Below are 26537 nucleotides of genomic sequence, written 5' to 3' on the forward strand. Positions count from 1 at the left end.
CGCTCAGAGCAGCAGCTTGCCGACCAGAAGCCCCAATGCGAAACCCGCGAACGCCCAAACGTAGCGTCGCTTCAACCTGCGATCGCCGCTGACCGGATCGAGATAGAACACGTTTCCCCGTTCGAAGCCCAATCCCCATCGGTGCTTCGTCCGAAGAAGTATAGGCTGCGTCCCAGCTGAATTCATGCCCCATTCAGGACTGAAAGCCGGGCTATCGAAGCTCGTGAGAAATGAAGTTGGTCGGGGCGACAGGATTTGAACCTGCGACCCCCTGCCCCCCAGGCAGATGCGCTACCAGGCTGCGCTACGCCCCGACCGATGAAAACGTGTGACGGCTCACGCGAGTGGGAACCGTCGAACAAGGCCGCGCATGTTAACGGAAAGCGCGGCCGCTAGGAACCCGGCTGTTATTCCGGCAACAGGCGCAGCAGATCTTCGAGTTCGTTGCGCAAAGCCTTGATCTTGGTGCTGCGGCTCGCCGGCTCCTTGGCCGCGCGCGGGCTCACATCGACCGCGGGGACCGGCCGTCGCACCGCTTCGACAGCCGCGGCCTTGCTCACTTCCTTGAGACGCAGGCGAGCACCGCCGATCGTGAAGCCCTGTTCGTAGAGCAGGCTGCGGATGCGCCGGACCATCATGACGTCGTCATGCTGGTAGTAGCGGCGGTTGCCACGGCGCTTCACGGGCTTGAGCTGCGGGAACTCCTGCTCCCAGTAGCGCAGCACGTGCGGTTTCACATCGCAGAGGTCGCTGACCTCGCCGATGGCGAAATAGCGCTTGCGTGGAATCTCCGGAAGCTCGGCCTCGGCTTTGACTTCAGCTGGACGCATCGAGCTCGACTCTCAGGCGCAGCTTCTGCCCCGGACGGAACGTGACGACGCGGCGCGCCGAGATCGGAATCTCTTCGCCGGTCTTGGGGTTGCGTCCTGGACGCTGGTTCTTGTTGCGCAACTCGAAATTCCCGAAACCGGACAGTTTGACTTCCTTGCCTTCTTCCAGTCGGCCACGAATCTCTTCGAAGAAGAGATCGACGAACTCTTTGGCTTCCCGCTTGTTGAGACCCAACTCGTCGAACAGCGCTTCAGCGAGTTCTGCTTTGGTCAACGCCACGATCCACTCCCTGCCCGCACGACATTGCCCATTCACACCCTGATGGCGGCACCCAATTTTTGTTGCAGCTGCCGGGAAATTTCCGCCACGAAAGAGTCGACCTCTTCCACGGTAAGGGTGCGTGACGCGTCCTGAAAAATCAACTCCAGCGAAACGCTCTTGTCATGCTCGCCAAGTTCGGTTCCCCGATACACATCAAAGACATTGACGCGCTGGAGCTCGGTGCCGGCGCTGTCTTTGACGGCATCGCAGAGCGCCTGCGCCGACACCGCGACAGGCACCTTCAACGACAGGTCGCGACGCGAGGACGGGAACTCGCTGAGCGTCTGCAGGCGCGGCATCGGCGCCTTGCCGAGCAGGCTCCAGTCGAGGTCGAAGACGATCGGCTGTTCGGGCAGATCGAGCGTCTTGGCGACGCGCGGATGCAGCCGGCCGATCCAGCCGGCCACGGCGCCGTCGAGCAGGACTTGGGCCGTCTGCCCCGGATGCAGGGCCGGGTGCGTCGCCGCCTCGAAGCGCAATTCACCGGCGCTGGCCGACAACAGCGCCTCGACGTCGGCCTTGATGTCGAAGAAATCGACCGCCCGGGCCGGCTGGCCCCATTGGCGCGAGGCGACCGCACCGGCGGCGAGACCCGCCAGACGCGAGCGCTCGACGACCTGGCCGCTCTCTTCGCTGAAAACCACGCCCGATTCGAACAAGCGCACGCGCGGAATCTGGCGCGCACGGTTGTGCAGCCAGGCGCCCACGAGCCCGCTCCAGAGCGTGCCGCGCATGTAGGCATGGGTGTCGGCGAGCGGGTTGTCGAGCGGGATCGGCTGTACCTCGGGTACGAGCGCCTGCTGCAGCTTCTGCTCGGCGAACGCGAGCGTGACGATCTCCTGCCAGCCGCGGCCGACGAGCACGTCTTTCACGCGCGTGACGCTGCGTCGGGTTTCGGACGGACGCGAAACCGGCAGGCGGGCCGCATAGGCCTTGGCCGGAATGCGGTCGTAGCCGTACAGGCGGGCCACTTCTTCGATCAGGTCGGGCTCGATGCGCAGGTCCGGGCGCCAGCTCGGCACCTTGGCGCGCCAGGCGCCGACTTCGGCCTGCACGACGCCGATGCCGAGCCGCGCGAGCAGCGCTTCGACTTCGCGCGCCGGAATGTCGTGGCCGAGCAGCTGGTTCAGGCGCGCCTGGCGCAGCCCGACCTGGATCAGCTCGGGCTGGGTGCGGCCGGAATGCGTGATCGGCCCGGCTTCGCCGCCGCAGATCTGGGTCGCGAGTTCGCTCGCGCGCTCGAGCGCGGCACGCTGCAGTTCCGGGTCGACGCCGCGCTCGAAGCGATACAGCGCGTCCGAACTGAGCTTGTGGCGACGGCCGACACCGGCGACCGCGAGCGCATTGAAACAGGCCGACTCGAAGAACACGCGCGTGGTCGCGGCGGAAACGGCCGAAGCCGCGCCGCCCATCGCACCCGCCAGGCCCAGCGGACCGTTGTCGTCGGCGATGACGAGGTCGGTCGGCGTGAGTTCGATTTCGGCATCGTTGAGCAGGGTCACGCGCTCACCGGCCTTGGCCTTGCGCGCCCGCACCGTGCCCTTGAGCTTGTCGGCGTCGTAGGCGTGCATCGGCTGGCCGAGCTCGATCATCACGTAGTTGGTGATGTCGACGAGCGGATGAATCGCGCGGATGCCGCTGCGACGCAGGCGCTCGCGCATCCAGTCCGGCGTGCGCGCCTTGGGGTTCAGGCCCTCGATCACGCGGCCCGCGAAGTTCGCGGTATCGCCGAGGTTTTCGATCTCGACCGCGAAACGGCTCTCGCGCACGACCACTGCGGGCTTGATGCGCGGACGTGTGAGCTGCAGGCCGTAGAGCGCCGCGATCTCGCGCGCGAGGCCTTGCACGGACAGGCAGTCGCCGCGGTTCGGCGTCAACTCGAGATGCAGAATCTGGTCCTTCAGATCGAGATACTGCTCGATCGGCGTGCCCGGACGCGCCTCGTTGTCGAGCTCCATGAGGCCTTCGGATTTCTCGGCCAGGCCGAGCTCCTTGGCCGAACACAGCATGCCCTGCGATTCGACGCCGCGCAGCTCGCCGACCTTGATCTCGATGCCGCCCGGCAGCTTCGCGCCCGGCAGCGCGACCGGAGCGAGCAGGCCCGCACGCGCATTGGCCGCGCCGCAAACGATGGTCGGCATGCCGGCAGGGCCCGCGTCGACCTGGCAGACGCGCAGCTTGTCGGCGTTCGGATGCGGCGCGATCGAGACGATGCGGCCGACGACGACCTTGCTCGCGAGTTCGGCGACGGCCGGCTCAACTTCGAGTTCGAGGCCGCCCATCACGAGGCGCTCGGCGATCTGCTGCGTGCTGGCCTGCGGGTTCACCCACTCGCGCAGCCAGTTTTCGGAAATTTTCATGGTCTCGCGATCCCTTATTTGAAGGCTTCGAGGAAGCGCAGATCGTTTTCGAAGAACTGGCGCAGGTCGGTCACGCCATAGCGCAGCATCGCCAGGCGCTCGACGCCCATGCCGAAGGCATAACCGGTGTAGCGCTCCGGATCGAGGCCGACGGCTTCGAACACCTTCGGGTGCACCATGCCGCAGCCGAGCAACTCGAGCCAGCGGCCTTCGAGCTTCATGTGCACGTCGGCGCCGGGCTCGACGAACGGGAAATAGCTCGGGCGGAACAGCACTTCGGCGTCGCGCTCGAAGAAGCGCGACAGAAAGGTCATGAGGTCGTACTTGAGGTCGGAGAACGCGACGTTCTCGGCCACGTAGAGGCCTTCGACCTGATGGAACATCGGGCTGTGCGTGCGATCGGAATCCTTCCGGTAGACGCGGCCCGGGCAGATGATGCGGATCGGCGGCTTGATGCCGGCGCGCACGTAGCGCTCCATCGTGCGGATCTGCACCGGGCTCGTATGCGTGCGCAGCACCTGCGCGCCATCGCGCACGTAGAAGGTGTCCTGCATGGCGCGAGCCGGATGCGCTTCGGGAATGTTCAGCGCCCCGAAGTTGTGGAAATCGTCTTCGATCTCGGGGCCTTCGACGGTCTCGAAACCGAGTTCGTTGAACAGGCTCTCGATGCGCGCGATCGTGCGCGTGAGCGGGTGGATGCCGCCGGCGATCTCGCCGCGACCCGGGAGCGTGACATCGAGCGTTTCGCTCGCGAGCTGCGCTTCGAGCGCCACTTCGGCCAGATGCGCCGAACGCGCCTCGACCGCCTGCCAGATCGCGTCCTTGGCCTTGTTGACGCGGTCGCCGAAGGCCTTGCGCTCCTCGGGCGCCATCTTGCCGAGCTGCTTGAGCAGTTCGGTCACCTGGCCCTTCTTGCCGAGATAGTCGATGCGCAGCTGTTCGAGCACGCGCGATTCGGTGGTGGCGGCGATGTCTGCGAGCGCCTGCTGTTGCAGCAGCTCTAGCGAATCACTCATTGAAACTCCCTGGATCATCCGACTGCCGTGCACGCGCTTCGCGACGGGCGTCATCGAATCTTCCGAACAAAATGAAAAAGGGGAGCCACCTTGCGGCGCTCCCCTTCGGCGTTACGTCAGGCGATCGATGCTCAAGCCAAGCTTGAAACCGACAGCCCGCGCCTTCGGCGAATCAGGCCAGCTGCGCCTTGGCCTGAGCCACGAGCGCCGCAAAACCCGGCTTGTCGTTGACGGCGAGATCGGCCAGGACCTTGCGGTCGAGTTCGATGCCGGCCTTCGACAGGCCATTGATGAACAGGCTGTACGACAGGCCCAGCTCCTTGGTCGCAGCGCCGATACGCTGGATCCACAGCGCGCGGAACTCGCGCTTCTTCACGCGACGATCGCGGTAGGCGTACTGGCCGGACTTGATGACCTGCTGCTTGGCCGCACGGAACACGCGCGAGCGCGCGCCGTAGTAACCCTTGGCCTTCTTGAGGAGCTTCTTGTGCTTGGCGTGAGCCGTCACGCCGCGTTTGACACGTGCCATCGTTCGTCTCCTTTATGCGTAGGGAAGCAGCTGCTTCACTTCTTTGACGTCGGAGGCGTGCACCTGAGCCTCGCCGCGAAGCTGGCGAACCGTCTTGCCATTCTTCTTGGTCAGGATGTGGCGCTTGAACGCGTGGCTGCGCTTGAAGCCGCCTTTTCCAGTCTTGGAAAAGCGCTTCGCCGCGCCCTTGTTGGTTTTCATCTTGGGCATCGAACAACTCCAGTTTGTGTTGCCGGCTTCACATCGGCATGCCTGCCGAGCTGACCGGGCCCACCTAACCGCAGGTGGGACTTCTTATGGGCGGGCGCTCGCGAAGGCAGGCGACCGCAGCGTCCGAGAGATCTCAGCGCTTCTTGGCTGCCAGAACCATGACGGCCTGGCGGCCTTCCATCTTGGGGTACTGCTCCACCACCGCAATCGCATCGAGGTCAGCCTTGACGCGATCCATCAACTGCATGCCGATTTCCTGGTGAGCCATTTCACGACCACGATAGCGGACCGTGACCTTCACCTTGTCGCCTTCCTCGATGAAGCGCTGAGCCGCGCGCATCTTGGTCTCGTAGTCGGCGCTTTCCGTGGTGGGACGGAACTTGATTTCCTTGACCTGAATCTGCTTCTGCTTCTTCTTGGCAGCGTGCTGGGCCTTGTCCTTCTGATAGATGTACTTGCCGTAGTCCATGATCTTGCAGACCGGCGGATCGGCATTGGGAGAGACTTCTACCAAGTCCATGCCCAATTCCTCGGCCCTGGCGATGGCGTCACGCGTGAGCATGATGCCGGCCTGGGAACCGTCGTCCCCGATGACTCGCACACGCGGCGCCGTGATCTGCTCGTTGCGCCGGTCTTCACGTTCTAAGGCGATGCTGCTATCTCCAGTTGACCCGGACCACTTCCGGGCGGACAAGTCGGGCTCTGCGTTCATGTCGAGAGCCCATCCCCGCGAACGGCCGGCACATCGACAACCAGGCCCAGGCCATTCTCAGAGCCGCGTATCTTAGGCAGCGCTCATTCAAAGCTCAAGCGTTTCCGACGAATCCGGCCGGGCCGGCGCGCGCCGTCGTCGATTCAGTCATCGGCCGGCGTTTTCGGGTTACCCTGAAAATATGGATGACGTACCCGACAGGACGCTCAATCCGCCCCCATCGGACCCAAATCCGACCTTGCAGGGAGTCGCTCCGGACTTGCTGACCGCCCGAGACGGCCTTCTGGCCGACTTCGATGGAACGCTCGTGGAGCTTGCGGAAAGTCCGGAACAACTGAAACCGGCCGACGATCTCGTCGGCCTTCTGCAGTCTCTCAGGCATCGGTTGGGCGGCGCGCTCGGCGTGGTTTCCGGCCGCAGGCTCGAGTCGGTCGACCGCTGGCTGGCGCCGCTACAGCTTCCCGGCGCGGGCCTGCACGGCAACCAGATGCGCTTGAATCCCGGTCCAGCACCCGCCGCGCGCGCTGCTCCTGAGCTGGCCGCGCAAGTCGCCGACCTCGAGGCGCGCTACGCGAACGTGCCGGGCATTCTGGTCGAGAACAAGGGCGCCGCGATCGCCCTGCACTACCGGCTCGCGCCCGACAGACGCGAGGATTGCCGACGCGCGATGAGCGAAGTCGCGCAGCGGCTCGGATTCGACTTGTTGAGCGGACACTGCGTCTACGAAGCCCGTCCCGCCGGCGTCGACAAGGGCTCCGCGGTTCGTGAACTTGCGGAGACCGGGCCGTTTGCCGGACGCAGGCTGTTTTTCATCGGCGACGACACCACCGACGAAGATGCGATCCGTGCCGTGCAGGCCCTGGGCGGCATCGGCATCCGCGTGGGTGCGGCCGACACCGCGGCGCGTTGCCGGCTCGCGGACGTTTCCGCCGTTCTGGGCTGGCTACGCGCCAGTCTCCACCGACTCGAGGGGGCGGCTCCATGAAACGACGGCTGGTCGCGGTTTCGAATCGCGTGAGCTCATTGCGCACGGCGCCACTCGCGGGCGGTCTGGCCGTGGCTCTGGCCGACGCGCTGCGCGAAAACCGCGGGCTCTGGTTCGGCTGGAGTGGCAAGACGGTCGATGCCGCGAGCGACGAGCCGCACGTGTCCCGCGAAGGCGAAGTCACCTCGGCGACGGTCGATCTGACGCAGGATGATCACGACGCCTACTACTCGGGCTTTGCGAACCGCTGCCTGTGGCCGCTGTTCCACTTCCGTCTCGACCTGACCGGCTACGACCGCGCGCATTACGAGGCCTACAGGCGCGTCAACCAGCGCTTCGCGCAATCACTGCTCCCGCTGCTGGAACCAAACGATCTGGTCTGGGTGCACGACTACCACCTGTTCCCGATCGGGCGCGAGCTGCGCAAGCTCGGCGCCAAGCAGCGGCTCGGCTTCTTCCTGCACATTCCGTTTCCGCCGCGCGAGTTGCTGACGACGTTGCCGCAGCATCTCTCGCTCGTCAAAGCCCTGTTCGAATACGACCTCGTGGGCTTCCAGATCGACGACGACGTGAAGCGGCTGGCCTCGTACGTCGAGCAGGACCTGGGCGGCAAGGTCGGCAATGGTTGGATGGAAGCTTTCGGCAAGCGCCTGCGCATCCAGGCGTTTCCGGTCGGCATCGACACGGCGCGCTTCCACGACTTCGGCTTCTCGACCCACGGCGAACGCGAATACCAGCGCATGCGCGAGTTCCTGCGCGATCGCGACCAGATCATCGGCGTCGACCGGCTCGACTACAGCAAGGGCCTGGTTAGGCGCATGAATGCCTATGAACTGCTGCTCGAGCAGCATCCGGAGGCGCACGGACGCGTGACCTACCTGCAGGTGGCGCCGATCAGTCGTGGCGAGGTCACCGCGTACCGCGACTTCCGCCGCGAACTCGAGCAGCACGCGGCCTCGATGAACGGGCGCTTCGGCAAGGTCGACTGGGTGCCGGTGCGCTACGTGAACGAGGCGATTCCACGACGCCGACTTGCCGGGCTTTATCGCGCGAGTCGCATCGGCCTGGTCACGCCGATGCGCGACGGCATGAACCTGGTCGCCAAGGAATACGTCGCGGCCCAGGACGAGGCCGATCCGGGCGTGCTGATCCTGTCCCGCTTCGCCGGCGCCGCGCAGGAGATGCGCGACGCCCTGCTGGTCAATCCCTACGACACGGAAGAAGTCGCCACCGCCCTCGAGACCGCGCGGACCATGACGATCGATGAACGTCGGCGCCGCCATCAGGGTCTCATGCGCGGCCTGCTGGAAAACGACGTGGCCCAATGGTCCCGCCGCTTCCTAGAAGCACTCACGACGGAATGAGAGAGGGGAATCAATTTTGGCTTTGGATTCGACTCGGGTAGCACTCGTCGCCGATGTCGGCGGCACCGAACTCCACGCTGCGCTCGCCCACATGAACGGCGATGCGAGACCTCATCTGCAAGCACTGCGACCCCTGCCCACGCCGAACGGTCGCCTGCAACCCGCTTTGTCCGAACAGCTGCAGAACGCCGGCCTGCAATCGGTGAACGCCTGCGCGGTCGCGGCGGCCGGGCGTGTCGTGCGCCTGCCCGAGCGCAGCGTCGTGCGCATGGGCAGCGCCCAGCTCACGATCGAACTCAACGACTTGAGCGTGGCGACCGGCGCTTCGCGCGTGATGCTCGTCAACGATCTGGCCGCCGTCGCCGCCGCCCTGCCCCTGCTGCGGCCCGAAGAGCGCGTGGCCTTCGGCATCGCGCGGCCCGAGCGCACCGGTGTGCGGCTCGTCATCGGCGTCGGGGCCAGCTTCGGTGCCGCGGTGCTGACCACCGAAGGCTCGCTGCTCGAAACCGAAGCCGGCCAGCTCGACCTGGCCGCGGTCAGCGCGGACGAGCGGCAATGGCTCAACCGGCTCGCGCCACTCGGACGCCTGTCGATCGACGGCCTGCTGTCCGCCAGCGGCCTCGCGAGGCTCTACGAAATCTGCAGCGGCCTGCCCGATGAAAGCGCGCGTACGATCGGCCAGCGCGCACTCGCCGGCGAACCGGCGGCGCGCAAGGCGATGATCGTGTTCTCGACCTGGCTCGGCCGTGCGGTCGGCAACCTCGCGCTCGCCTATGGGGCCTGGAACGGCGTCTATCTGGTCGGCACCGTGCTCGACGAGCTCGAGGATGCGCTCGACGAACCGGCGTTCCGCAAGGGCATGGAGGACAAATCACCGATCGCCGCGGATATCGGCGCGGTGCCGGTGTTCCGCATCCATCATCCGAATCCGTCGCTGCTCGGGCTCGCCCAGCTCGCGCTGAATCCGGAATCGCACCTGTCGGCCTGAAAGCGCCCCGAACGAAAAGGCCCGCGGAGTTCGCGGGCCTTTTTATCTTCAGGGCTTGACCGGCTGCGGCGCCGGCAGCAGCTGGATCGTCGGCGTGCTCGACGACATCTCGATCGAGCGCTCGCCGAACAGCGTGCGCAACTTGCGCAGCAAGGCGCGCGCGACGTCGGCCTGCTGGCCTGGCCGGCTCTTGATGCGCCCCTGGATCGTGAAGCCGCCGCCGTCGAGCTTGTCGACGCCCCAGAGTTCGACGTCGGCGATGATCTTGGGACCGATCACTTCGTCCTGGCGCAGCTCGGCGACCGCATCGCGAATCGCCTGCATGACTTCTTCGGGATCTTCCTTGAGCTGGATCGCGAAATTGAAGATGTAGGCCGACCAGTCGCGCGTCGCATTGCTCAGCGTGCTGATGTTGCCGTGCGTGAACACATGCACGACGCCGTTGCCGTCGCGCAGCACCACGGTGCGGATCGTCAGCGCCTCGACGAGGCCACCGGTGCCGTTGATCGTCACCACGTCGCCAACGCGGATCTGGTTCTCGAGCACGATGAAGAAGCCGGTGATGACGTCGCGCACGAGGTATTGAGCGCCGAAGCCCACCGCCACGCCGACGATGCCGGCGCCCGCGATCAACGGACCAACCTGCACGCCGAGCTGCATCAGCACGATGAGCCCGAGGATCACGAACATCACGATGTTGACAACCTGGCGCAGCAAGCCGACCAGCGTGCCGATGCGCTTGCGCGCATCGAACTGCGTTTCGACATTGTGATCGGCCGCGGCGAGCAGCCGCTTTTCGAAGCGGCTGATCACGAGCCTGAGCAAGCGCAGCAGCGCCCATCCGACGATCAGGACCAGCAACAGGCGGATCGCCGGCTCGAGCCAGGCCTGCCAGAACTCCGGAACATCGAGCTGGCGCAGGATGCGTCCGAGCTCGGTGACTTCGCGGGTGGCGTTGGTCGGAGCGGGGGCGGTCGTGGCCATTCAGCGGTCCTTGCTAGTGCAGTGCGAGTTGTCCGCTGAGCTCGAACAGCGGTTGCGGGTAAACGCCCATCCAGAGCATTGCGATCATCGCGAGCAGCAGCATGATGCCGCCTGCGCTCTGCGCCCAGCCGAGCGACTCACTGACCCGTTCGGAGCCTTTGTCGACTGCACTGAACAGGCCGCTCAGCACGCGCAGGTAGTAGTAGATGCTGATCGCGCTCGAGACGATCAGGCTGCCGACGAGCAGCCACTGTGCCGAGTTTGTGCCGACCGCGATGACCGAAAACTTACCGATGAAGCCGGCCGTGAGCGGAATGCCGGCGAGCGACAGCAGCATCGCGGTCAGGATCGACGTCAGGTATGGACGACGCCAGAACAGGCCGCGGTAGTCGGCGATGTCCTCCTGGTCGCGATCCGACATCGGGCTCGACACCAGCGCCATCACGCCGAACACGCCGAGCGAGGTGACCAGATAGGTCGCCAGATACACGCCGGCCGCGCGCAGCGAGGCCTCGCCGGGCACCACGAGCACGATCGCCAGATAACCGAAGTGGGCGATCGACGAATACGCGAGCAGGCGCTTGAGGTTGTTCTGTCGCAGCGCGAGCACGCTGCCGACGAGCATCGACGCCACCGCGATCACCACCACCGCGCTCAGGATGAACGGAGACGCGGCGCTATCGGTGCCCGCATGAAACAGGCGCAGCATGACGATGAACACACCGAGCTTGGAGACCGTGGCCATGTAGGCCGCGACCGGCGTCGGCGCGGCTTCGTAGACGTCGGGCGTCCACTGGTGGAACGGCACCAGCGAGAGCTTGAACGCGAGGCCCGAGAGCAGCATCGCGGTACCCGCGAGCACCAGCGGCTGGTCGGCGCTCGCGATCGCGATCGCGTTGGCCATCGCACCGATGTCGAGCGAACCGATCTGCGCGTAGACCAGCGCGATGCCGAACAGCAGCGCCGCCGAGGCGCCGCCCGACAGGATCAGGTACTTGAGGCCGCCTTCGATCGAGCGACGATCGTCGAACGCATACGCGACGCCGGCCACCATCGGCAGGCTCAGCAGTTCCACCCCGAGCAGCAGGGTCGAGGCATGCGAGGCGCAGGCCAGCGTCAGCGCACCGAGCGTGCCGAGGCTAATCAGCAGGTAGATTTCTTCGCGGTTTTTCTTGAAGCCTTCGAAATAGGCATGGCACAGCGTGAGCACGCCGAGCGTGGTCGCGAGCACCAGCGCCATGCCGAAGCGCGCGGCGCTGTCGATCTGCATGAGCCCGGTCACCGCGATGGCTTCGGTATTGCCGCCGAACACGGCCGGCAGCACCGAGAACAGCGCGAGGTTGGTGCCGATCACGGCGACGAGCGCGCACAGGCGGTGATGGCGCTTGATCGCGATCGTCAGCATCACCGCGACGACGGTCGCGGTGGCGAGCAACAATGGGGTCAGCGCCCCAAGCTGGCTGCTGTTCATTCGGCGACTCCGGTGCTGGCTGCGACTTGGCCGGCGACGGGTTTCCCGGCAGCGCTATAGATGGCGTGAACGGCCTGCACCGGCGCCTTGGCGGCGTTGATGACGGGCTGCGGATACAGGCCCAGGCCGAGCAGCAGGATCATCAGCGAGAACATCATCACGAGTTCGCGACGCGACAGATCCTTGAGCTTGCCGTTGTGCAGATGCGCGCCGGGGGGCAGTTCCTGCGGAGCGCCGTGCAGCGCTCGCTGCACGATGATCAGCGAGTAGACCGCCGCGAGGATCAGGCCCGAGGCCGCGATGATCGTGATCACCGGAGCGACCGGGAAGCTGCCGACCAGGATCAGGAATTCGCCGACGAAGTTGCCGAGGCCCGGCAGGCCCAGCGAGGCCGCGCAGAAGAACAGCATGATCGGCGGCAGGTTCGGGAATCGCGCCCACAGGCCGCCCATCTTGCTCAGATCACGCGTGTGCAGGCGCTCGTAGATTTCGCCGCACAGGATGAACAGGCCAGCGGCCGACAGGCCGTGCGCGATCATCTGCACGACCACGCCCTGCAGCGCCTGCTCGGTGCCCGCGTAGATGCCGATCACGACGAAGCCCATGTGGCTCACGCTGCTGTAGGCGACCAGGCGCTTGATGTCGGTCTGCGAGAACGCCACCACCGCGCCGTAGACGATGCCGAGCACCGACAGCCACATCGCCACCGGCGCGAATTCGGCCGAGGCGTTCGGGAAGAACGGAATGCCGAAGCGCAGCAGGCCATAGGCCGCGGTCTTGAGCAGGATGCCCGCGAGGTCGACCGAGCCGGCGGTCGGCGCCTGGCTGTGCGCATCGGGCAGCCAGCTGTGCAGCGGCACCAGCGGCATCTTGACTGCGAAGGCCAGGAAGAAGCCGAGCATGAGCCACCACTCGGCGTTGGCCGACAGCTGGGTGGCGAGCAGATCGTGATAGTCGAAGCTCCAGACGCCGGTGGCCTGGTGATTCAGGTAGACCAGGCCGAGGATGCTGATCAGCATCAAAAAGCCCGAAGCCTGGGTGTAGATGAAGAACTTGATCGCGGTGTGGACCCTGCCCTTGCCTCCGGGCATGTTGTGCCCCCAGAGCGCGATCAGGAAGAACATCGGCACCAGCATCATTTCCCAGAAGAAGAAGAACAAGAACATGTCCAGCGCGAGGAAGATGCCGACCACGCCACCGAGGTTCCACAGCAGGTTCAGATGGAAGAAGCCGACGTTGCGCTCGATCTCCTTCCACGAGCAGGCGATCGCGAGCACGCCGATCAGGTTGGTCAGCACCACGAGCAGCAGCGACAGGCCGTCGAGACCCAGGTGGATGCTCACGCCGATCGCCGGAATCCACTGCGCCTTGAACTCGACGGTCCACTGCGGAGCCTGACCGGCGGCAGCCGCGAAGCCGGTGCCGGTCATCGAGTAGTCGCCGGTCGCCCACAGCCACAGCGAAATGGCTAGCGTGGACAGCATGGTGATCAGGGCGATCCAGCGCGGGGTGCCGCGCGAAGAGCGCTCGCTCTGCCAGCTCAGCAGGCCGCCGATGAAGGGAATGAGGATGAGCCAGGCCAGAATCATCGTGTCGTTCTCTAGTTTCCTGGGGCTTTGATCAGTGCAGCGCCACGACGGCGATCAGCACGCAGATGCCGGCGCCGGCCACCGCCGCGTACCAGCGCAGGCCGCCGGTCTGCGTGGTCGTGGCGATCGTGCTCGCACCGCGCAGGGTCGCCGGAATCAGGCCGATCAGCTGGTCGATGAAGTCGTTGCGGTTGACGCGCGAAATCCACACGAACGGGCGCTCGAACAGCATGTCGTAGAGCCAGTCGAAGCCCCAGGCGTTCTTCCAGAGCTTGCCGAGCCAGGCCGTCGCGGCGCCGTTCTTGAGCGCGGCCGGAATCTGCGGGGCCTGCACGAACAGCAGCCAGGACACCAGGATGCCCGCGAGCGACACCGGAATCGGCAGGTAGACGATCCAGGCCGGACCGTGATCCGCATGCTCCGCGGCCGGCAGCACGGTATCGAGCGGCAGGTGTATGAAGCCACCGACGATCGAGAAGATCAGCAGCACCGCGAGCGGCAGGTGGTGATCGAGTGTCTTGGCGCCGTGCGGCGCATCCTTCGGACCGAGGCCGTGGTGCGCGTGGGTGTCCGCATGATCGTCATGCCCATGCGCATGGTGCGCGGCCTGGCGCCAGCGCTCGGGACCGAAGAAGACGATGAAGATCAGGCGGAAGCTGTAGACACCGGTCAAAAAGGCGCCGAACAGGCCTGCGAGCCAGAGGTCGTAATGACCGGCCAGATAGGCCTCGTGCAGGATCTCGTCCTTCGAATAGAAGCCCGAAGTGAACGGGAACGCGCAGAGCGCGAGCGTGCCGATCAACATGCACCAGAACACGAACGGAATGTGCTTGCGCAGGTTGCCCATGCGGAAGATGTCCTGCTCGTGATGCATCGCCAGGATCACCGAGCCCGACGACAGGAACAGCAGCGCCTTGAAGAAGGCGTGCGTCATCAGGTGGAACACGGCCGGCTGATACGCACCCGCGCCTTCGGCCAGGAACATGTAGCCGATCTGGCTCATGGTCGAGTACGCGAGGATCTTCTTGATGTCGGTCTGCATGAGCGCCGTGAAACCGGCGAGCAGCAGCGTGATCGCGCCGATGACGCCGACGCACTCGAGCGCGAACGGAGACAGCTCGAACAGCACGTGCGTGCGCGCGATCAGGTACACGCCCGCGGTCACCATGGTCGCCGCGTGGATCAGCGCGGAAACCGGCGTCGGACCAGCCATGGCGTCAGGCAGCCAGGTCTGCAGCGGAAGCTGCGCCGACTTGCCGACCGCGCCACCGAGCAGCAGCAGCGCCGTCGCGGTCGCCACCGTGCTGCCGACCGCCCAGGCTTCGGGCGCCAGGCGCGCGAGTTCATCGATGTTGAGCGTGCCGAATTCGCGATACAGGATGAACAGCGCGATCGCCATGAAGGTGTCGCCGACGCGCGTGATCACGAAGGCCTTGCGCGCCGCGGCGCCGTTGGCCGGGTCCTTGTACCAGAAGCCGATCAGCAGGTAGGAGCACAGGCCCACGCCTTCCCAGCCGAAGTACAGGAACAGCAGGTTGTCGCCGAGCACGAGGAACAGCATGCTCGCGACGAACAGGTTCATGTAGCTCAGAAAGCGCGCATAACCGTCGTCGCCGCGCATGTACCACGAGGCGAACAGATGGATGAAGAAGCCCACGCCGGTGATGACGCCGAGCATGGTCAGCGACAGCGCGTCGAGCTTCAGCGCGAAGGTCGGCGCGAAGTTGCCGACCGACATCCAGGTCCACAGCAGATGCGTGTAGGCGTGGCCTTCCGGCGGATGCGCGAGGAAGTCGTAGCCGACCACGAGCGCGGTCAGCGCCGACAGGCCCATCGCGCCGACGCCGATGCTCGCGGCGGCATTCTCGGACAGGCGGCCGCGCGAGAACGCGAGCAGCAGGAAGCCGACGAGCGGGAAGACGAAAACCAGCGGTAGCAGATTCAGCATGCCGTCTTACCCCTTCATCGTGCTGGCCGCGTCCACGTCCAGCGTGCGGAAGCGACGGTAGAGCTGGATCACCAGCGCGAGCGCCACGCAGGCTTCGGCGGCGGCCAGCGAGAGCACGAACGCGAACATCACCTGCCCGTCCGCGTTGCCCCAGCGCGCGCCGGCGGTGACGAAGGCCAGCGCGGTCGCGTTCATCATGATTTCGACCGACATCAGCATGAACAGCACGTTGCGGCGAACCACCAGGCCGGCGAAGCCCAGCGTGAAGAGCGCTGCGGCGAGCAGCAGCCCATGCTCCATGGGAATGGTGGTCATGAGTCTTGGCTACGTCCCAGGTGGTAGGCGGCCACGAGGCCGGCGAGCAGCAGCGTCGAGGCGAGTTCGACCGCGAGCAGGTAAGGCCCGAACATGGCGATGCCGACTTCCTTGGCGCCGACGACCTTGCCGCTGATCGGCGTCAGGCCGGCCTGCGGCCACAGGATCAGCACGAGTTCGGCGAGCAGCACGCCGGCGAGCACCACCGGACCGATCCAGCCCGAGCCCTTGAGCCACTTCTTTTCCTGTTCGACGGTCTGCTTGCCGAGGTTGAGCATCATCACCACGAACACGAACAGCACCAGGATGGCGCCTGCGTAGACGATGACCTCGAGCACGCCCGCGAACGGAGCGCCGAGCGTGAAGAACACCATCGCGATCGACAGCAGCGAGAGCACCAGGTACAGCAGCGCGTGCACCGGATGCGTGTTGACGACCACCATCACCGTCGAGAACAGCGCGACGAATCCGGCGATGTAGAAAGCAGCGGAAACGAGTGGTTCGATCATGCGTCCCGAGTCCTTTACGGCAGCAGCGACTTGATGTCGACCGGAGCCGATTCGTTGAGCGCCTCGCCCTTGCCCTTGCCCGTGATGGCCATGCCGGACACCCGGTAGAAGTTGTAGTCGTGGTACTTGCCGACGCCCGAGATGAGCAGATGCTCCTTCTCGTAGACGAGGTTCTGGCGGTCGTACTCGCAGAGCTCGTAGTCGGGCGTCAGCTGGATCGCGTTGGTCGGGCAGGCTTCTTCGCAAAGGCCGCAGAAGATGCAGCGCGAGAAGTTGATGCGGAAGAACTCCGGATACCAGCGGCCGTCCTCGGGACGCTCGGCCTTCTGCAGCGAGATGCAGCCCACCGGGCAGGCCACCGCGCAGAGGTTGCAGGCCACGCAGCGCTCGTCGCCGTCGGGGTCGCGCGTGAGCACGATGCGACCGCGATAGCGCGGCGGCACCGGCGGCTTGACCTCCGGATAGAGGATCACGTCGCGCGGACGGAACGAGTGCATGAAGATCATGCCGATGGACCGCAGCTGGGTCCAGATGCCGTGCAGCACGGCGAAGAAGGTTTTCATCGGATCAGGCTCCCGTCCACAGCACGACGGCCGCGGTGCCGATCAGATTCAGCAGCGACATCGGCAAACAGACCTTCCAGGCGGCGGACATCATGTGGTCGTAACGTGGACGCGGCAGGGCCGCGCGCAGCAGGATGAACGACGACATGAAGAACAAGGACTTCAGCGCGAACCAGACGAACGGCACCGCGTTGAGGAACGGCAGGTAGTCACCGAACGGCGCTTCCCAGCCGCCGAAGAACAGCGCGGTGGTCAGGCCCGAGACGAGCACGATGCCGACGTATTCGCCGACGAAGAACATGCCGAACTTCATGCCCGAATACTCGGTGTGGTAGCCGGCGGCGAGTTCGGACTCGGCTTCGGGCAGGTCGAACGGCGTGCGGTGCGTGACCGCGACGCCGGCCAGCGCCCAGGTCAGGAACGCGAAGAACTGCGGAAAGATCAGCCAGACGTGTTCCTGCTGCCAGCGCACGATCTCGTGCAGGTTGAAGCTGCCGACCTGCACGACGATGCCCATCAGCGAAATGCCCATGAACACTTCGTAGCTGATCGTCTGCGCGGTCGAGCGCAGGCCGCCGAGCAGCGAGTACTTGCTGTTGGACGACCAGCCGCCGAGCATCACCGCGTAAACGGCCAGGCCCGCGGTGGCGAAGAAGAACAGCAGGCCGAGGCTGGCATGCGAGACGCCCCAGTTCGGCGTGACCGGAATCAGGCAGAACGGCAGCAGCATCATGCTCATCGCGATCGCCGGGGCGAGCGTGAACGTGAACTTGTCCACGAACGGCGGCGTCCAGTCTTCCTTGAAGAAGATCTTGAGCATGTCCGCGATGACCTGGCCGAGGCCCCAGAGGCCGACGCGGTTCGGGCCGTAACGGTCCTGCCAGAGGCCGAGCAGACGGCGCTCGAGCCAGATCATCCAGGCGGCCGAGATCACCACGCCGAGCAGGATGATCACGGCCTTGACGACCGCCCAGAGAATGTCCCAGACGAAGGCCGGCAGCAGCGAGTAGATCTGCTCGATCATCAGGCCCCCTTCACGACGTCGACTGCGGCGCCCGAGGCGATCGTCGGCACGCCCGGCAAGCCGACCGGCAGACCGACCAGGCCGACCGGGAAGTCCACGCGAACCTTGGCTGGCAAGGTCACGCTGACATCGCCGGCCTTCACGGTGGCCTTGGCTTCGTGCTCGATGCCGAGGCGCTGCGCATCGGCCAGCGAAAGCTCGACGAACGGCGCGTTGCTGCGCTCACGGATCGGCTTGGCCTTGCCCGAGAGCTCTTCGGAACCGAAGGTCTGGTAAAGCGGAAACGCGACCAGTCCGTTGCCGATGCTCGCCGGAGCGGCCGGCGAATAAGCCAGTCCCGAAGCGGCCGGCTTGAACAGCTTCACGCCGGCGTCGCCACCCTTGAGCGCACCGCCGACTTCGTCCTGGAACTTGTTCCAGGACTGCGGGCTGTTCCAGCCCGGAGCCCAGGCGTACGGCACGACGGCGGCCGGGCGATCCTGGCTGCCGATGCCGTTGTAGCCCTCCATCGAAAACGCGAGACCCGAATCCTTGTCCTGTGTCGCGCGCGGCTCGTGCACGAACACGTTGGCGCGCGCGGCCGTGCGGCCGGACTGGCGCGGCGGAGCGCGATTGATCTTCATGCCCTGCACGCGGAAGCTCGCGTCCGGCGCGGCGGCGGCGATGCCCTTCAGCTGCGGCAGCGCGGCCTCGATCTCGGCGAGCACGTCGTCGAGGATCACGTCGTTGCCGTCCTTGAGGCGAGACAGCCAGCGCCAGGATTCGAGCGTATCGACGGTGCGATCGTAGTAAGCCGGATCGAAGACCTGGAAATAGCGTTGGGCGCGGCCTTCGAAGTTCACCGCGGTGCCATCGCCTTCGGCGAAGCTCGCGGCCGGCAGGATCACGTCGGCGGCCTGCGCGGTCGCGGTCATCTGGTGATCGACGACGACCAGCGTGGCGCCGTCGAGCTTCTTGAGCGCGGCGGCCGGCAGGCGGCGCGTGAGGTCGTTTTCGAGCACCACGACCACCGCGCCCGAAGCCGGCAGCTTGGCCAGCGAGGCTTCGAGGTCGTTCGCCTCGAACAGCGCCATGCCCATGCTGTTGGAATCCGGAATCGCGAGGCTGATGAGCGTCTCCGCGTTCTGCTTGTGCAGCGCGGTCGCGAGATTCGAGGCGGCCTGCATGACTTCGAGCGAACCGCAGCCGGTGCCCGAGACGATCAGCGGGCGCTTCGCCTTGGTCAGCGTCTCGGCGATCTTGGCAACCTGCGCCGCATCGGCATCCGACAGGCCCGTCGCGGCCGGCGCGGAGCCGTCGATCGCGTTGGCGACCGCGAAGCCGAGCGCGGCAATCGCACCCGGCGCCAGACGCAGCACGGTGCTGCCGATCTCGTCGAAGCGCGTCGCCGCCGGCGTGGCGATGATGATCGGATAGCGCTCATGCTGGCCGATGTCGGCGGCCGAGTAGGCCTGCCAATCGGGCACGCGCTTCTCGCGCGTCATTTCGAGCGTCTTGCCCTTGGCCGCCTGGCGCAGCGCGAGCGACACGCGCGAAGCGGTCGCGAGCACGTCTTCACCGAGCACGAGCACGGCGTCGGCCTGCTCGATCTGGCGAATCGTCGCGGCCGGCACCGCGCCTTCGCGCAGCACCTTGAGCGCGAAGGCCGTCAGCGCCGCGTTCTGCGCGGACAGGCCATTGCTGAAGTTGTCGGCGCCGACCAGCGCGCGCAGCGCGAAGTTCGATTCGAGGCTCGCACGCGTGGAGCCGATGCCGAGCACCGAACTCGCCGAGGCGAGCAGGCTGCGCACGTGGGCGATGGCTTCGTTCGCTTCGATTTCGGCGAACACGCCGGCCCGCTTGATCTGCGCCTTGCGCGGACGGTCCTTGAGGTTCACGTGGCCGTAGCCGAAGCGGCCACGATCGCACAGGAAGTAGCCGTTGACCTCACCGTTGTAGCGGTTCTCGATGCGGCGGATTTCGCCGTAGCGCTCGCCGGGCGAGATGTTGCAACCAACCGCACAACCCGTGCAGATGCTCGGCGCGAACTGCATGTCCCACTTGCGCACGTAGCGCTCGGAGTGGGTCTTGTCGGTGAACACGCCGGTCGGGCAGACCTCGGACAGGTTGCCCGAGAACTCGCTCTGCAAGGTGCCGGGCTTTTCGCGGCCGAAGTAGACATTGGCCGCCGATCCGAACACGCCGAGGTCGGTGCCGCCCGCGTAGTCGCGGTAGTAGCGCACGCAGCGATAGCAGGCGATGCAGCGGTTCATCTCGTGGGCGATGAACGGGCCAAGTTCCTGGTTGAGGTGCGTGCGCTTGGTGAAGTGGTACTGCCGGCTGTGATGGCCCGTCATGACCGTCATGTCCTGCAGATGGCAGTGGCCGCCTTCTTCGCAGACCGGGCAATCGTGCGGGTGATTCGTCATCAAGAAGCTGACGATGGTCTCGCGGAACTCCTTGGCCTCTTCGTCTTCGATCGAAATGTAGGCGTTGTTGGAGGCCGGGGTCATGCACGACATCACCAGGCGGCCACGCTTGTCGTTCTCGTCGGCGAACTGCTTGACCGCGCACTGGCGACAGGCGCCGACACTGCCGAGCGCCGGGTGCCAGCAGAAGTAAGGAATATCGAGGCCCAGCGAGAGGCAGGCCTGGAGCAGATTGTCCGAGCCGTCGACCTCGTACTGCTTGCCGTCTACGTGAATGGTTGCCATGTGTTCCTCAGGCTGCCTGTGCCGGCTTCGCCAAACCCGCCTCGAACTCGTGGCGGAAGTACTTCAGTGCCGACTGCAGCGGTTCCATCGCGCCCGGCGCATGCGCGCAGAAGGTCTTGCCGGGGCCCAGCCAGCGCGTGAGCTTGGCGAGCACTTCGAGATCTTCGGGCGTGCCCTGCCCGGCTTCGAAGGCGCGCAGGATCTTCACGCTCCACGGCAGACCGTCACGGCACGGCGTGCACCAGCCGCAGGATTCGCGCGCGAAGAATTCTTCGAGATTGCGCACGGCCGAGACCATGCTCTGGTCTTCGTTGACCACGGTGATCAGGCCCGTGCCCATGCGCGAGCCGGCCTTGGCGATGGTGTCGAAATCCATCGCCAGATCGAGATGATCGGGCGTCAGGAAGTCGGTCGAGGCGCCGCCCGGCAGCCAGGCCTTGAGCTTCTTGCCGTTGCGCATGCCGCCGGCATGCACTTCGAGCAGTTCGCGTGCCGTGGTGCCGATCGGCAGCTCCCAGATGCCGTTCTTGTTCGCAGGCCCGGAGCAGCCGTACAGCTTGGTGCCGGCGTCCTTGCTCTTGCCCTGGTTGAGCGCCTTGTACCAGTCGCCACCGTTCAGCACGATGTGCGGAATGTTGCTGAGCGTCTCGACGTTGTTGACGATGGTCGGGCGGCCCCAGAGCCCCGCGATCTGCGGGAACGGCGGCTTGGCGCGCGGATTCGCGCGACGACCTTCGAGCGAGTTGATCAGCGCGGTTTCTTCGCCGCAGATGTAGCGGCCCGCGCCGGTGTGCACGAACAGCTCAAAGCTCCAGGCGCTGCCGAGGATGTTCTTGCCGATGTAATTCTTCGCACGCGCCTCGGCGAGCGCCCTGTTCAGACGCTCGGCCGCGACCACGTATTCACCGCGCAGGAAGACGTAGCCGCGCGTCGCCTGGATCGCGTACGCCGCGGTCGCCATCGCCTCGATGAGCTGGTGCGGCGCCTGCTCCATGAGCAGGCGATCCTTGAACGTGCCGGGCTCCATCTCGTCGGCGTTGCAGACGAGATACTTCTCGCCGGCGTCCGGGCCCATCGGAATCAGGCTCCACTTCACACCGGTCGGAAAGCCCGCGCCGCCGCGACCGCGCAGGCCCGAATCCTTGACCACGGCCTGCACGGCCGCGGGTTCGAGTTCCTTGACCGCCTTCTTGAGCGCGGCGTAACCGCCCTCGGCTTCGTAGCCGTCGATATCGAGCGGACCGGCCGCGCGATCGATCAGGCGCGTGAGCGGCTTCTGGTACTGCGGGTCGGCTGCACTGCGCAGACTCATACGTACGCCTCCAACAGTTTTGCGACATCACCCGGTTCGACCGGACCATGCAGGTCGTCGTTGATCATCACGGTGGCACCGCGATCGCAGGCCCCGAGGCAGCAGATCGGCAGCAGCGTGAAACGGTTGTCGGCCGTGGTCTGGCCGAAACGAATGCCGAGTTCCTTGATGAAGGCGTCGCGCAGTTCCTCGTAGCCGGTCAGATGGCAGGAGATGCTGTCGCAGACCTTGATCACGTTGCGTCCGACCGGACGGCGGAAGATCAGGCTGTAGAAGGTCGCGACGCCTTCGAGGTCGGCCGCGCTGATGCCGATGGCTTCGGCGATCACCGGAATGGCTTCGTCGCAAACCCAGCCGCGATGCTTCTGCACGATCTTGAGCGCTTCGATGCTCGCGGCGCGTGAATCGGGATAGTGATGCAGCTCGTGCTCGATCTCGTGGCGTTCTTCCTCGCTGAGCACGAAGGGCTCGGCGGGCTTGACGAGGTCAGCAAGCTTGATGACCGTTTGATTCGAAGTCTCGGACATATCAGCGATCCACGTCGGCCATCACGAAATCGATGGAGGCGATGTAAGCGATGAGGTCGGGCATCATCTGGCCGCGGATCGCGCTCGGAATCTGCTGCAGATGCGCGAAGCTCGGGGTACGGATGCGCGTGCGATAGCTCATGGTGTTGGCATCGCTGGTCAGGTAGTAGCTGTTGAGGCCTTTGGTCGCCTCGATCATCTGCGAGGTTTCGCCGGCCGGCATCACCGGGCCCCAGGACACGCCGAGGAAGTGCGGGATCAAGGTGTCGATGTCCTTGAGCGTGCGTTCCTTCGGCGGCGGCGTCGTCAGCGCATGGTCGGCCTTGTACGGACCCGACGGCATGTTCTTCATGCACTGCTCGATGATGCGCAGCGACTGGCGAATTTCCTCTTCACGCAGCAGCGCGCGATCGTAGACGTCGCCGAGATGGCCGACGGGTACTTCGAAGTCGAAGTTCTCGTAGCCCGAATACGGACGCGCCTTGCGCAGGTCGAAGTTGCAGCCGGTCGCGCGCAGGCCCGGGCCCGACACGCCCCACTCGAGCGCATCGGCCGTGGTGTAGGCGGCGACGTCGCGCGAACGCGAAATCAGGATCGCATTTTCGAGGCAGGCCTTGCGGTATTCGTCGAGGCGCTTGGGCATCCAGTCGAGGAATTCCTGGACCTTCTTCTCCCAGCCGATCGGCAGATCGTGCGCGAGGCCGCCGATGCGGAACCACGCCGGATGCATGCGAAAACCGGTGATGCCTTCGATGACGTCGTAGGCCTTCTGGCGATCGACGAACATGAAGAACACCGGCGACATCGCGCCGACGTCCTGCGCGAAGGTGCCGTAGAACAGCAGGTGCGAGGTAATGCGGAAGAACTCGCAGAGCATCACGCGGATCGTCTTGACGCGATCGGGCACGGTGATGCCGGCGAGCTTCTCGATCGCCATCACGTACGGCAGGTTGTTCATCACCCCGCCGAGATAGTCGATGCGATCGGTGTACGGAATGTAGCTGTGCCAGCTCTGGCGCTCGCCCATCTTCTCGGCGCCACGATGGTGGTAGCCGATGTCGGGCACGCAATCGACGACCTCTTCGCCATCGAGCTGCACGACGATGCGGAAGGCACCGTGCGCGGCCGGGTGGTTGGGGCCGAAGTTCAGCAGCATGAAGTCGTGATCGCCGGCGCTACGCGCCATGCCCCAGTCCTCGGGCACGAAGCGCAGCGCTTCCTGCTCCTGGTCCTGGCGCAGCGCGTCGAGCTGGAACGGATCGAATTCGGTCGCGCGCGCGTTGTACTCCTTGCGCAGCGGATGACCTTCCCAGGTCGGCGGCAGCAGGATGCGCCGCAGGTGCGGATGCCCTTCGAAGACGATGCCGAACATGTCCCAGACTTCGCGCTCGTACCAGTTGGCGTTCGCGTAGATCGGGACGATGGTCTTGAGCTTGGGGTATTCGCCGGTCAGCGCGACCTTCAGGCGGATATCGGCGTTGCGGCCGATCGACAGCAGCTGGTAGACGACCGTGAAATCGGCCTTCGGCAGCCCCGCGCGATGCTTGCGCAGGCGCTCGTCGACGGCCGTGAGGTCGTACAGCATCTTGTAGGGGCGGCTGATCTCGTTCTTGAGATAGCGCAGCACCTCGTGCAGGCGATCGGCCGGCACCCACAGCGTGGGCATGCCGTCGACTGTCTTCTGCACGGTGAAGAGGTTGTCACCGAAGCGCGTGATCAGCTCACGCACGATCTCCGGCAGGATCTCGGGAGTTCCGTCGGCCATGTCTTGAGCCTTAGAGCGAGTCGGGCGAACGCAGAATGGTCTGCGCCTGGCGCTCGGCGAGCTTGCGGTCGCGCTCGACCGGCATCTGCGCCTTGTAGACGCCCTGGTCGCCGACCACCCACGACAGCGGGCGCCGCTCCTTGCCGATCGAGTCCTGCAGCATCAGCAGACCCTGCAGGAAGGCCTCCGGACGCGGCGGGCAGCCCGGCACGTAGAGATCGACGGGCAGGAACTTGTCGACGCCCTGCACCACCGAGTAGATGTCGTACATGCCGCCCGAATTGGCGCAGGAGCCCATCGAGATGACCCAGCGCGGCTCGAGCAACTGCTCGTAGAGGCGCTGCACGACCGGCGCCATCTTGATGAAGCAGGTGCCCGCGATGACCATCAGGTCGGCCTGCCGCGGGGTGGCGCGGATGACTTCGGAGCCGAAGCGCGCCATGTCGTGCACGGACGTGAAGGCCGTCGCCATCTCGACATAGCAGCACGACAGCCCGAAGTTGAACGGCCAGATCGAATTCTTGCGCCCCCAGTTGACCATGTCCGAGAGCTTGGCCGTCAGCACGTTGCGGCTGATCTGCTCTTCGGTGAAGGTGTCGCCGAGCTGCGGCTTGTCTTCCTTGACCATGTCGCGATTCAACGGCGAGACGCCGGTCGGACGGTACGGGTCGAGACGGGTGAGTTTGTATTCCATGCTGGCCTCAGGCTGGCGACGGCGTGATCAGCGACCGTCAGGCGCAACAGTCTGGTTGAGAAGACGATTCGGATTCAGCTGGCGGCGATAGGCCGGAGCCCAGCTGAGCGCCCCGATGCGGGCCAGATACACCAGGCTCGCGACGAGGATGAAGATGAAGATGAAGGCTTCGACGAAGCCGATCCAGCCGGCCTCGCGCACGCTGACGGCCCAGGCGTACAGGAACAGCGCCTCGACGTCGAAGATCACGAAGAACACGGCCACCAGATAGAACTTGGCCGGAAAGCGCAGGCGTTCGGGAGAGGCGGAGACGACGCCCGATTCGAAGGGCTCGTTGCGCGCCCGGGCGGAGCTACGGCCGCCGAGCAGGACGGAGAGTCCCAGCATCACGGCGCAGAGGCCGAACACGGCGACGACGTAAACGACGGTTGACCAGAATTCTGGCGAAGTGATCATCGGCAAACGCCTCTCTGCTCCTGGCGGAAGCAGCGTCTTTGCTGCTTACGAGCTCGGCCCTTCGGGGTGTTGTGGAGCCCGATAAGCACCGGCTTATAGCGTGACGACACCGGCGACGAATCGCACGGGTCTGCCAGCCAGGTACACGGACGGGCGCCGCGAATCCACCGGAGTATATAGCTTCGGCAGACAAGTGGGCGCTCCGGTTTTTGGATGGCCCCCCACATGTTTACTGATCGACACGCGATCTGAAGTCATCGTCGGCCAACCCATGCCAGAAGCCACCAGCAAGTCAATACCACTTTCCGCCAACCAGACGCTTCATGCGGAATCGGAATGACCTGCTTCTGTCGCCTGCATCGGCGTGCAACACTGGGCCGATGACCGACACCAACGTCCCGGGAGCCGAGCCCTACGAACGCAGCGTGCGCCGGATTCTGTGGCTCACGCTGGCGCTCAACCTGCTGGTCTGCGCGATCAAGGCGGCGGTCGGGATGGCCAGCGGATCGCTGGCGATCATCGCCGACGCGGTGCACAGCCTCACCGACAGCCTCAACAACGTCATGGGGCTGCTGATCATGCGCTGGGCCACGCCCAAGCCCGATCACGAGCATCCCTACGGACACCTGAAATTCGAGGCGATCGGCGCGCTCGGCATTGCGGCCATGCTCGGCATCGCCTGCTTCGAGGTGTTCCAGTCCGCGGTCGGACGCCTGCTCGACCCGTCGGCCGCAGCGATCGAGATCACGCCGATCTCGCTTGCCCTGCTCGTGCTGGTGCTCGCGGTCAACGTGTTTGTCGCCGTCTACGAGCGACGCGCCGCGACCCGGCTCAGGAGCAACCTGCTGCTCGCCGACGCCCAGCAGACCTTTGGCGACATCTGGGTCACGCTCGGCGTCATCGCCGGCGCGGCCGGTGTCTGGCTGACCGGCGCCTGGTGGATCGACGTGGTGCTGTCGGTGCCGGTGGCGATCGCGGTGCTCTGGAGCGGCTGGGCGGTGGTGCGCAGCAACGTGCCCTGGCTCGTCGACGCCACCGCCATCCAGCCCGCCGAAATCGAGGCCATCGCCACCTCGATCGCGGGCGTGATCGATTGCCACGCGATCCACTCGCGCGGCCTGGTCGGGCGCCAGGTCTTCGTCGAAATGCATTTGACGGTCTCGACGCGGGATCTCGACACCGCGCACCGGATCACCGAGCAGATCGAGCAGAAGCTCGCCGAGCGCTACGGGCCGATCGAAGCCACCATCCATGTCGAGCCCGCGCACTACGCCGAGAGGCAAGTTGACGGACCAGTCGCTTGAAAGAGAGAGGGCGACAAGATAAGAAGGTAATCCAGGCTACGGATGGCCGACGTCCTTGAGGGCTGAT

The 26537-nt window shown here is 65.4% G+C and carries 26 protein-coding genes and 1 tRNA gene; 4 read left to right on the top strand and 23 right to left on the bottom strand.

Annotation, left to right across the window (positions count from 1 at the left end):
- Positions 1–3 precede the first annotated feature (3 nt).
- The 9 genes from AC3WUM_RS12240 to infC form a co-directional block, all read right to left on the bottom strand.
- Entirely contained in the window at positions 4–132 is a 129-nt protein-coding gene (locus AC3WUM_RS12240) for a hypothetical protein (RefSeq protein WP_492410597.1), read from the bottom strand.
- A 105-nt stretch (positions 133–237) separates the two neighbouring features.
- Positions 238–314 (bottom strand) — tRNA-Pro (locus AC3WUM_RS12245).
- Between the two features lie 93 nt (positions 315–407).
- Complete coding sequence (locus AC3WUM_RS12250) at positions 408–830, bottom strand: MerR family transcriptional regulator (RefSeq protein ID WP_492410598.1); 423 nt, start codon at positions 828–830, stop codon at positions 408–410.
- Entirely contained in the window at positions 817–1110 is a 294-nt protein-coding gene (locus AC3WUM_RS12255; protein WP_007186488.1) for an integration host factor subunit alpha, read from the bottom strand. The genes AC3WUM_RS12250 and AC3WUM_RS12255 overlap by 14 nt, the downstream gene beginning before the upstream one ends.
- A 32-nt stretch (positions 1111–1142) precedes the next feature.
- Entirely contained in the window at positions 1143–3512 is a 2370-nt protein-coding gene (gene pheT, locus AC3WUM_RS12260; RefSeq protein ID WP_492410599.1) for a phenylalanine--tRNA ligase subunit beta, read from the bottom strand.
- Positions 3513–3526: 14 nt separating this feature from the next.
- Positions 3527–4528: a phenylalanine--tRNA ligase subunit alpha gene (pheS, locus tag AC3WUM_RS12265; RefSeq protein WP_492410600.1), complete on the bottom strand. Its 1002-nt coding sequence runs from the start codon at positions 4526–4528 to the stop codon at positions 3527–3529.
- Positions 4529–4700: 172 nt separating this feature from the next.
- Entirely contained in the window at positions 4701–5057 is a 357-nt protein-coding gene (gene rplT, locus AC3WUM_RS12270; protein WP_007186485.1) for a 50S ribosomal protein L20, read from the bottom strand.
- 12 nt (positions 5058–5069) lie between these two features.
- A complete protein-coding gene (rpmI, locus tag AC3WUM_RS12275) occupies positions 5070–5267 on the bottom strand; it encodes a 50S ribosomal protein L35 (protein ID WP_007186484.1) in 198 nt (65 codons plus the stop codon).
- Between the two features lie 133 nt (positions 5268–5400).
- Complete coding sequence (gene infC / locus AC3WUM_RS12280; protein WP_492410602.1) at positions 5401–5979, bottom strand: translation initiation factor IF-3; 579 nt, start codon at positions 5977–5979, stop codon at positions 5401–5403.
- A 259-nt stretch (positions 5980–6238) separates the two neighbouring features.
- Here infC and otsB point away from each other — a divergent pair, with 259 nt between their 5' ends.
- The 3 genes from otsB to AC3WUM_RS12295 are packed head-to-tail and all read left to right on the top strand — an operon-like array spanning position 6239 to position 9316.
- Positions 6239–6964, top strand: a complete 726-nt coding sequence (gene otsB, locus AC3WUM_RS12285; protein WP_492410603.1) for a trehalose-phosphatase — start codon at positions 6239–6241, stop codon at positions 6962–6964.
- Complete coding sequence (locus tag AC3WUM_RS12290) at positions 6961–8328, top strand: alpha,alpha-trehalose-phosphate synthase (UDP-forming) (protein ID WP_492410604.1); 1368 nt, start codon at positions 6961–6963, stop codon at positions 8326–8328. The genes otsB and AC3WUM_RS12290 overlap by 4 nt, the downstream gene beginning before the upstream one ends.
- Before the next feature lie 16 nt (positions 8329–8344).
- Entirely contained in the window at positions 8345–9316 is a 972-nt protein-coding gene (locus AC3WUM_RS12295; RefSeq protein WP_492410605.1) for a glucokinase, read from the top strand.
- A gap of 48 nt (positions 9317–9364) precedes the next feature.
- Here the strand turns inward: AC3WUM_RS12295 and AC3WUM_RS12300 are convergent, their stop codons facing one another.
- The 14 genes from AC3WUM_RS12300 to ndhC all read right to left on the bottom strand — a co-directional run bounded on the left by AC3WUM_RS12300 (position 9365) and on the right by ndhC (position 25166).
- A complete protein-coding gene (locus tag AC3WUM_RS12300; RefSeq protein ID WP_492410606.1) occupies positions 9365–10300 on the bottom strand; it encodes a mechanosensitive ion channel family protein in 936 nt (311 codons plus the stop codon).
- Between the two features lie 13 nt (positions 10301–10313).
- Positions 10314–11771, bottom strand: coding sequence for an NADH-quinone oxidoreductase subunit NuoN (gene nuoN, locus AC3WUM_RS12305; protein WP_492410607.1), 1458 nt, complete (start codon positions 11769–11771; stop codon positions 10314–10316).
- Positions 11768–13360, bottom strand: a complete 1593-nt coding sequence (nuoM, locus tag AC3WUM_RS12310; protein ID WP_492410608.1) for an NADH-quinone oxidoreductase subunit M — start codon at positions 13358–13360, stop codon at positions 11768–11770. The genes nuoN and nuoM overlap by 4 nt, the downstream gene beginning before the upstream one ends.
- 31 nt (positions 13361–13391) lie before the next feature.
- Positions 13392–15305, bottom strand: a complete 1914-nt coding sequence (gene nuoL, locus AC3WUM_RS12315) for an NADH-quinone oxidoreductase subunit L (RefSeq protein WP_492410791.1) — start codon at positions 15303–15305, stop codon at positions 13392–13394.
- A 9-nt stretch (positions 15306–15314) separates the two neighbouring features.
- Positions 15315–15623, bottom strand: coding sequence for an NADH-quinone oxidoreductase subunit NuoK (gene nuoK / locus AC3WUM_RS12320; protein WP_040454767.1), 309 nt, complete (start codon positions 15621–15623; stop codon positions 15315–15317).
- Entirely contained in the window at positions 15620–16132 is a 513-nt protein-coding gene (nuoJ, locus tag AC3WUM_RS12325; protein WP_492410609.1) for an NADH-quinone oxidoreductase subunit J, read from the bottom strand. Before nuoJ ends, nuoK begins: the two co-directional genes overlap by 4 nt.
- A 14-nt stretch (positions 16133–16146) precedes the next feature.
- Positions 16147–16695: an NADH-quinone oxidoreductase subunit NuoI gene (gene nuoI / locus AC3WUM_RS12330; protein WP_492410610.1), complete on the bottom strand. Its 549-nt coding sequence runs from the start codon at positions 16693–16695 to the stop codon at positions 16147–16149.
- A gap of 4 nt (positions 16696–16699) precedes the next feature.
- A complete protein-coding gene (gene nuoH, locus AC3WUM_RS12335; protein ID WP_492410612.1) occupies positions 16700–17719 on the bottom strand; it encodes an NADH-quinone oxidoreductase subunit NuoH in 1020 nt (339 codons plus the stop codon).
- The gene (nuoG, locus tag AC3WUM_RS12340) at positions 17719–20412 is read right to left on the bottom strand and encodes an NADH-quinone oxidoreductase subunit NuoG (protein ID WP_492410613.1); all 2694 of its coding nucleotides are present in this window, start codon (positions 20410–20412) and stop codon (positions 17719–17721) included. Before nuoG ends, nuoH begins: the two co-directional genes overlap by 1 nt.
- A gap of 7 nt (positions 20413–20419) precedes the next feature.
- The gene (nuoF, locus tag AC3WUM_RS12345) at positions 20420–21724 is read right to left on the bottom strand and encodes an NADH-quinone oxidoreductase subunit NuoF (RefSeq protein WP_492410614.1); all 1305 of its coding nucleotides are present in this window, start codon (positions 21722–21724) and stop codon (positions 20420–20422) included.
- On the bottom strand, positions 21721–22251 hold the full coding sequence (nuoE, locus tag AC3WUM_RS12350; protein WP_492410615.1) for an NADH-quinone oxidoreductase subunit NuoE: 531 nt from the start codon (positions 22249–22251) through the stop codon (positions 21721–21723). Before nuoE ends, nuoF begins: the two co-directional genes overlap by 4 nt.
- Before the next feature lies 1 nt (position 22252).
- Complete coding sequence (nuoC, locus tag AC3WUM_RS12355) at positions 22253–24016, bottom strand: NADH-quinone oxidoreductase subunit C/D (RefSeq protein ID WP_492410616.1); 1764 nt, start codon at positions 24014–24016, stop codon at positions 22253–22255.
- Between the two features lie 10 nt (positions 24017–24026).
- Positions 24027–24644 (bottom strand): NuoB/complex I 20 kDa subunit family protein, encoded by a 618-nt coding sequence (locus tag AC3WUM_RS12360; protein WP_492410792.1) that lies wholly within the window; start codon positions 24642–24644, stop codon positions 24027–24029.
- Positions 24645–24737: 93 nt separating this feature from the next.
- Positions 24738–25166, bottom strand: coding sequence for an NADH-quinone oxidoreductase subunit A (gene ndhC / locus AC3WUM_RS12365; RefSeq protein WP_492410617.1), 429 nt, complete (start codon positions 25164–25166; stop codon positions 24738–24740).
- Positions 25167–25546: 380 nt separating this feature from the next.
- Here ndhC and AC3WUM_RS12370 point away from each other — a divergent pair, with 380 nt between their 5' ends.
- Entirely contained in the window at positions 25547–26470 is a 924-nt protein-coding gene (locus AC3WUM_RS12370; RefSeq protein ID WP_492410618.1) for a cation diffusion facilitator family transporter, read from the top strand.
- Positions 26471–26537 lie beyond the last annotated feature (67 nt).

The sequence above is a fragment of the Hydrocarboniphaga sp. FW305-C-57 genome (assembly GCF_058783045.1).

What these genes read in the sequence shown, in the direction of transcription:
- AC3WUM_RS12250 (WP_492410598.1), bottom strand. Translation starts at nt 830, where the DNA reads ATGCGTCCAGCTGAAGTCAAAGCCGAGGCCGAGCTTCCGGAGATTCCA.
- pheT (WP_492410599.1), bottom strand. Translation starts at nt 3,512, where the DNA reads ATGAAAATTTCCGAAAACTGGCTGCGCGAGTGGGTGAACCCGCAGGCC.
- pheS (WP_492410600.1), bottom strand. Translation starts at nt 4,528, where the DNA reads ATGAGTGATTCGCTAGAGCTGCTGCAACAGCAGGCGCTCGCAGACATC.
- rplT (WP_007186485.1), bottom strand. Translation starts at nt 5,057, where the DNA reads ATGGCACGTGTCAAACGCGGCGTGACGGCTCACGCCAAGCACAAGAAG.
- rpmI (WP_007186484.1), bottom strand. Translation starts at nt 5,267, where the DNA reads ATGCCCAAGATGAAAACCAACAAGGGCGCGGCGAAGCGCTTTTCCAAG.
- infC (WP_492410602.1), bottom strand. Translation starts at nt 5,979, where the DNA reads ATGAACGCAGAGCCCGACTTGTCCGCCCGGAAGTGGTCCGGGTCAACT.
- AC3WUM_RS12290 (WP_492410604.1), top strand. Translation starts at nt 6,961, where the DNA reads ATGAAACGACGGCTGGTCGCGGTTTCGAATCGCGTGAGCTCATTGCGC.
- AC3WUM_RS12300 (WP_492410606.1), bottom strand. Translation starts at nt 10,300, where the DNA reads ATGGCCACGACCGCCCCCGCTCCGACCAACGCCACCCGCGAAGTCACC.
- nuoN (WP_492410607.1), bottom strand. Translation starts at nt 11,771, where the DNA reads ATGAACAGCAGCCAGCTTGGGGCGCTGACCCCATTGTTGCTCGCCACC.
- nuoM (WP_492410608.1), bottom strand. Translation starts at nt 13,360, where the DNA reads ATGATTCTGGCCTGGCTCATCCTCATTCCCTTCATCGGCGGCCTGCTG.
- nuoK (WP_040454767.1), bottom strand. Translation starts at nt 15,623, where the DNA reads ATGACCACCATTCCCATGGAGCATGGGCTGCTGCTCGCCGCAGCGCTC.
- nuoJ (WP_492410609.1), bottom strand. Translation starts at nt 16,132, where the DNA reads ATGATCGAACCACTCGTTTCCGCTGCTTTCTACATCGCCGGATTCGTC.
- nuoI (WP_492410610.1), bottom strand. Translation starts at nt 16,695, where the DNA reads ATGAAAACCTTCTTCGCCGTGCTGCACGGCATCTGGACCCAGCTGCGG.
- nuoH (WP_492410612.1), bottom strand. Translation starts at nt 17,719, where the DNA reads ATGATCGAGCAGATCTACTCGCTGCTGCCGGCCTTCGTCTGGGACATT.
- nuoG (WP_492410613.1), bottom strand. Translation starts at nt 20,412, where the DNA reads ATGGCAACCATTCACGTAGACGGCAAGCAGTACGAGGTCGACGGCTCG.
- nuoF (WP_492410614.1), bottom strand. Translation starts at nt 21,724, where the DNA reads ATGAGTCTGCGCAGTGCAGCCGACCCGCAGTACCAGAAGCCGCTCACG.
- nuoE (WP_492410615.1), bottom strand. Translation starts at nt 22,251, where the DNA reads ATGTCCGAGACTTCGAATCAAACGGTCATCAAGCTTGCTGACCTCGTC.
- nuoC (WP_492410616.1), bottom strand. Translation starts at nt 24,016, where the DNA reads ATGGCCGACGGAACTCCCGAGATCCTGCCGGAGATCGTGCGTGAGCTG.
- AC3WUM_RS12360 (WP_492410792.1), bottom strand. Translation starts at nt 24,644, where the DNA reads ATGGTCAAGGAAGACAAGCCGCAGCTCGGCGACACCTTCACCGAAGAG.
- ndhC (WP_492410617.1), bottom strand. Translation starts at nt 25,166, where the DNA reads ATGATCACTTCGCCAGAATTCTGGTCAACCGTCGTTTACGTCGTCGCC.
- AC3WUM_RS12370 (WP_492410618.1), top strand. Translation starts at nt 25,547, where the DNA reads ATGACCGACACCAACGTCCCGGGAGCCGAGCCCTACGAACGCAGCGTG.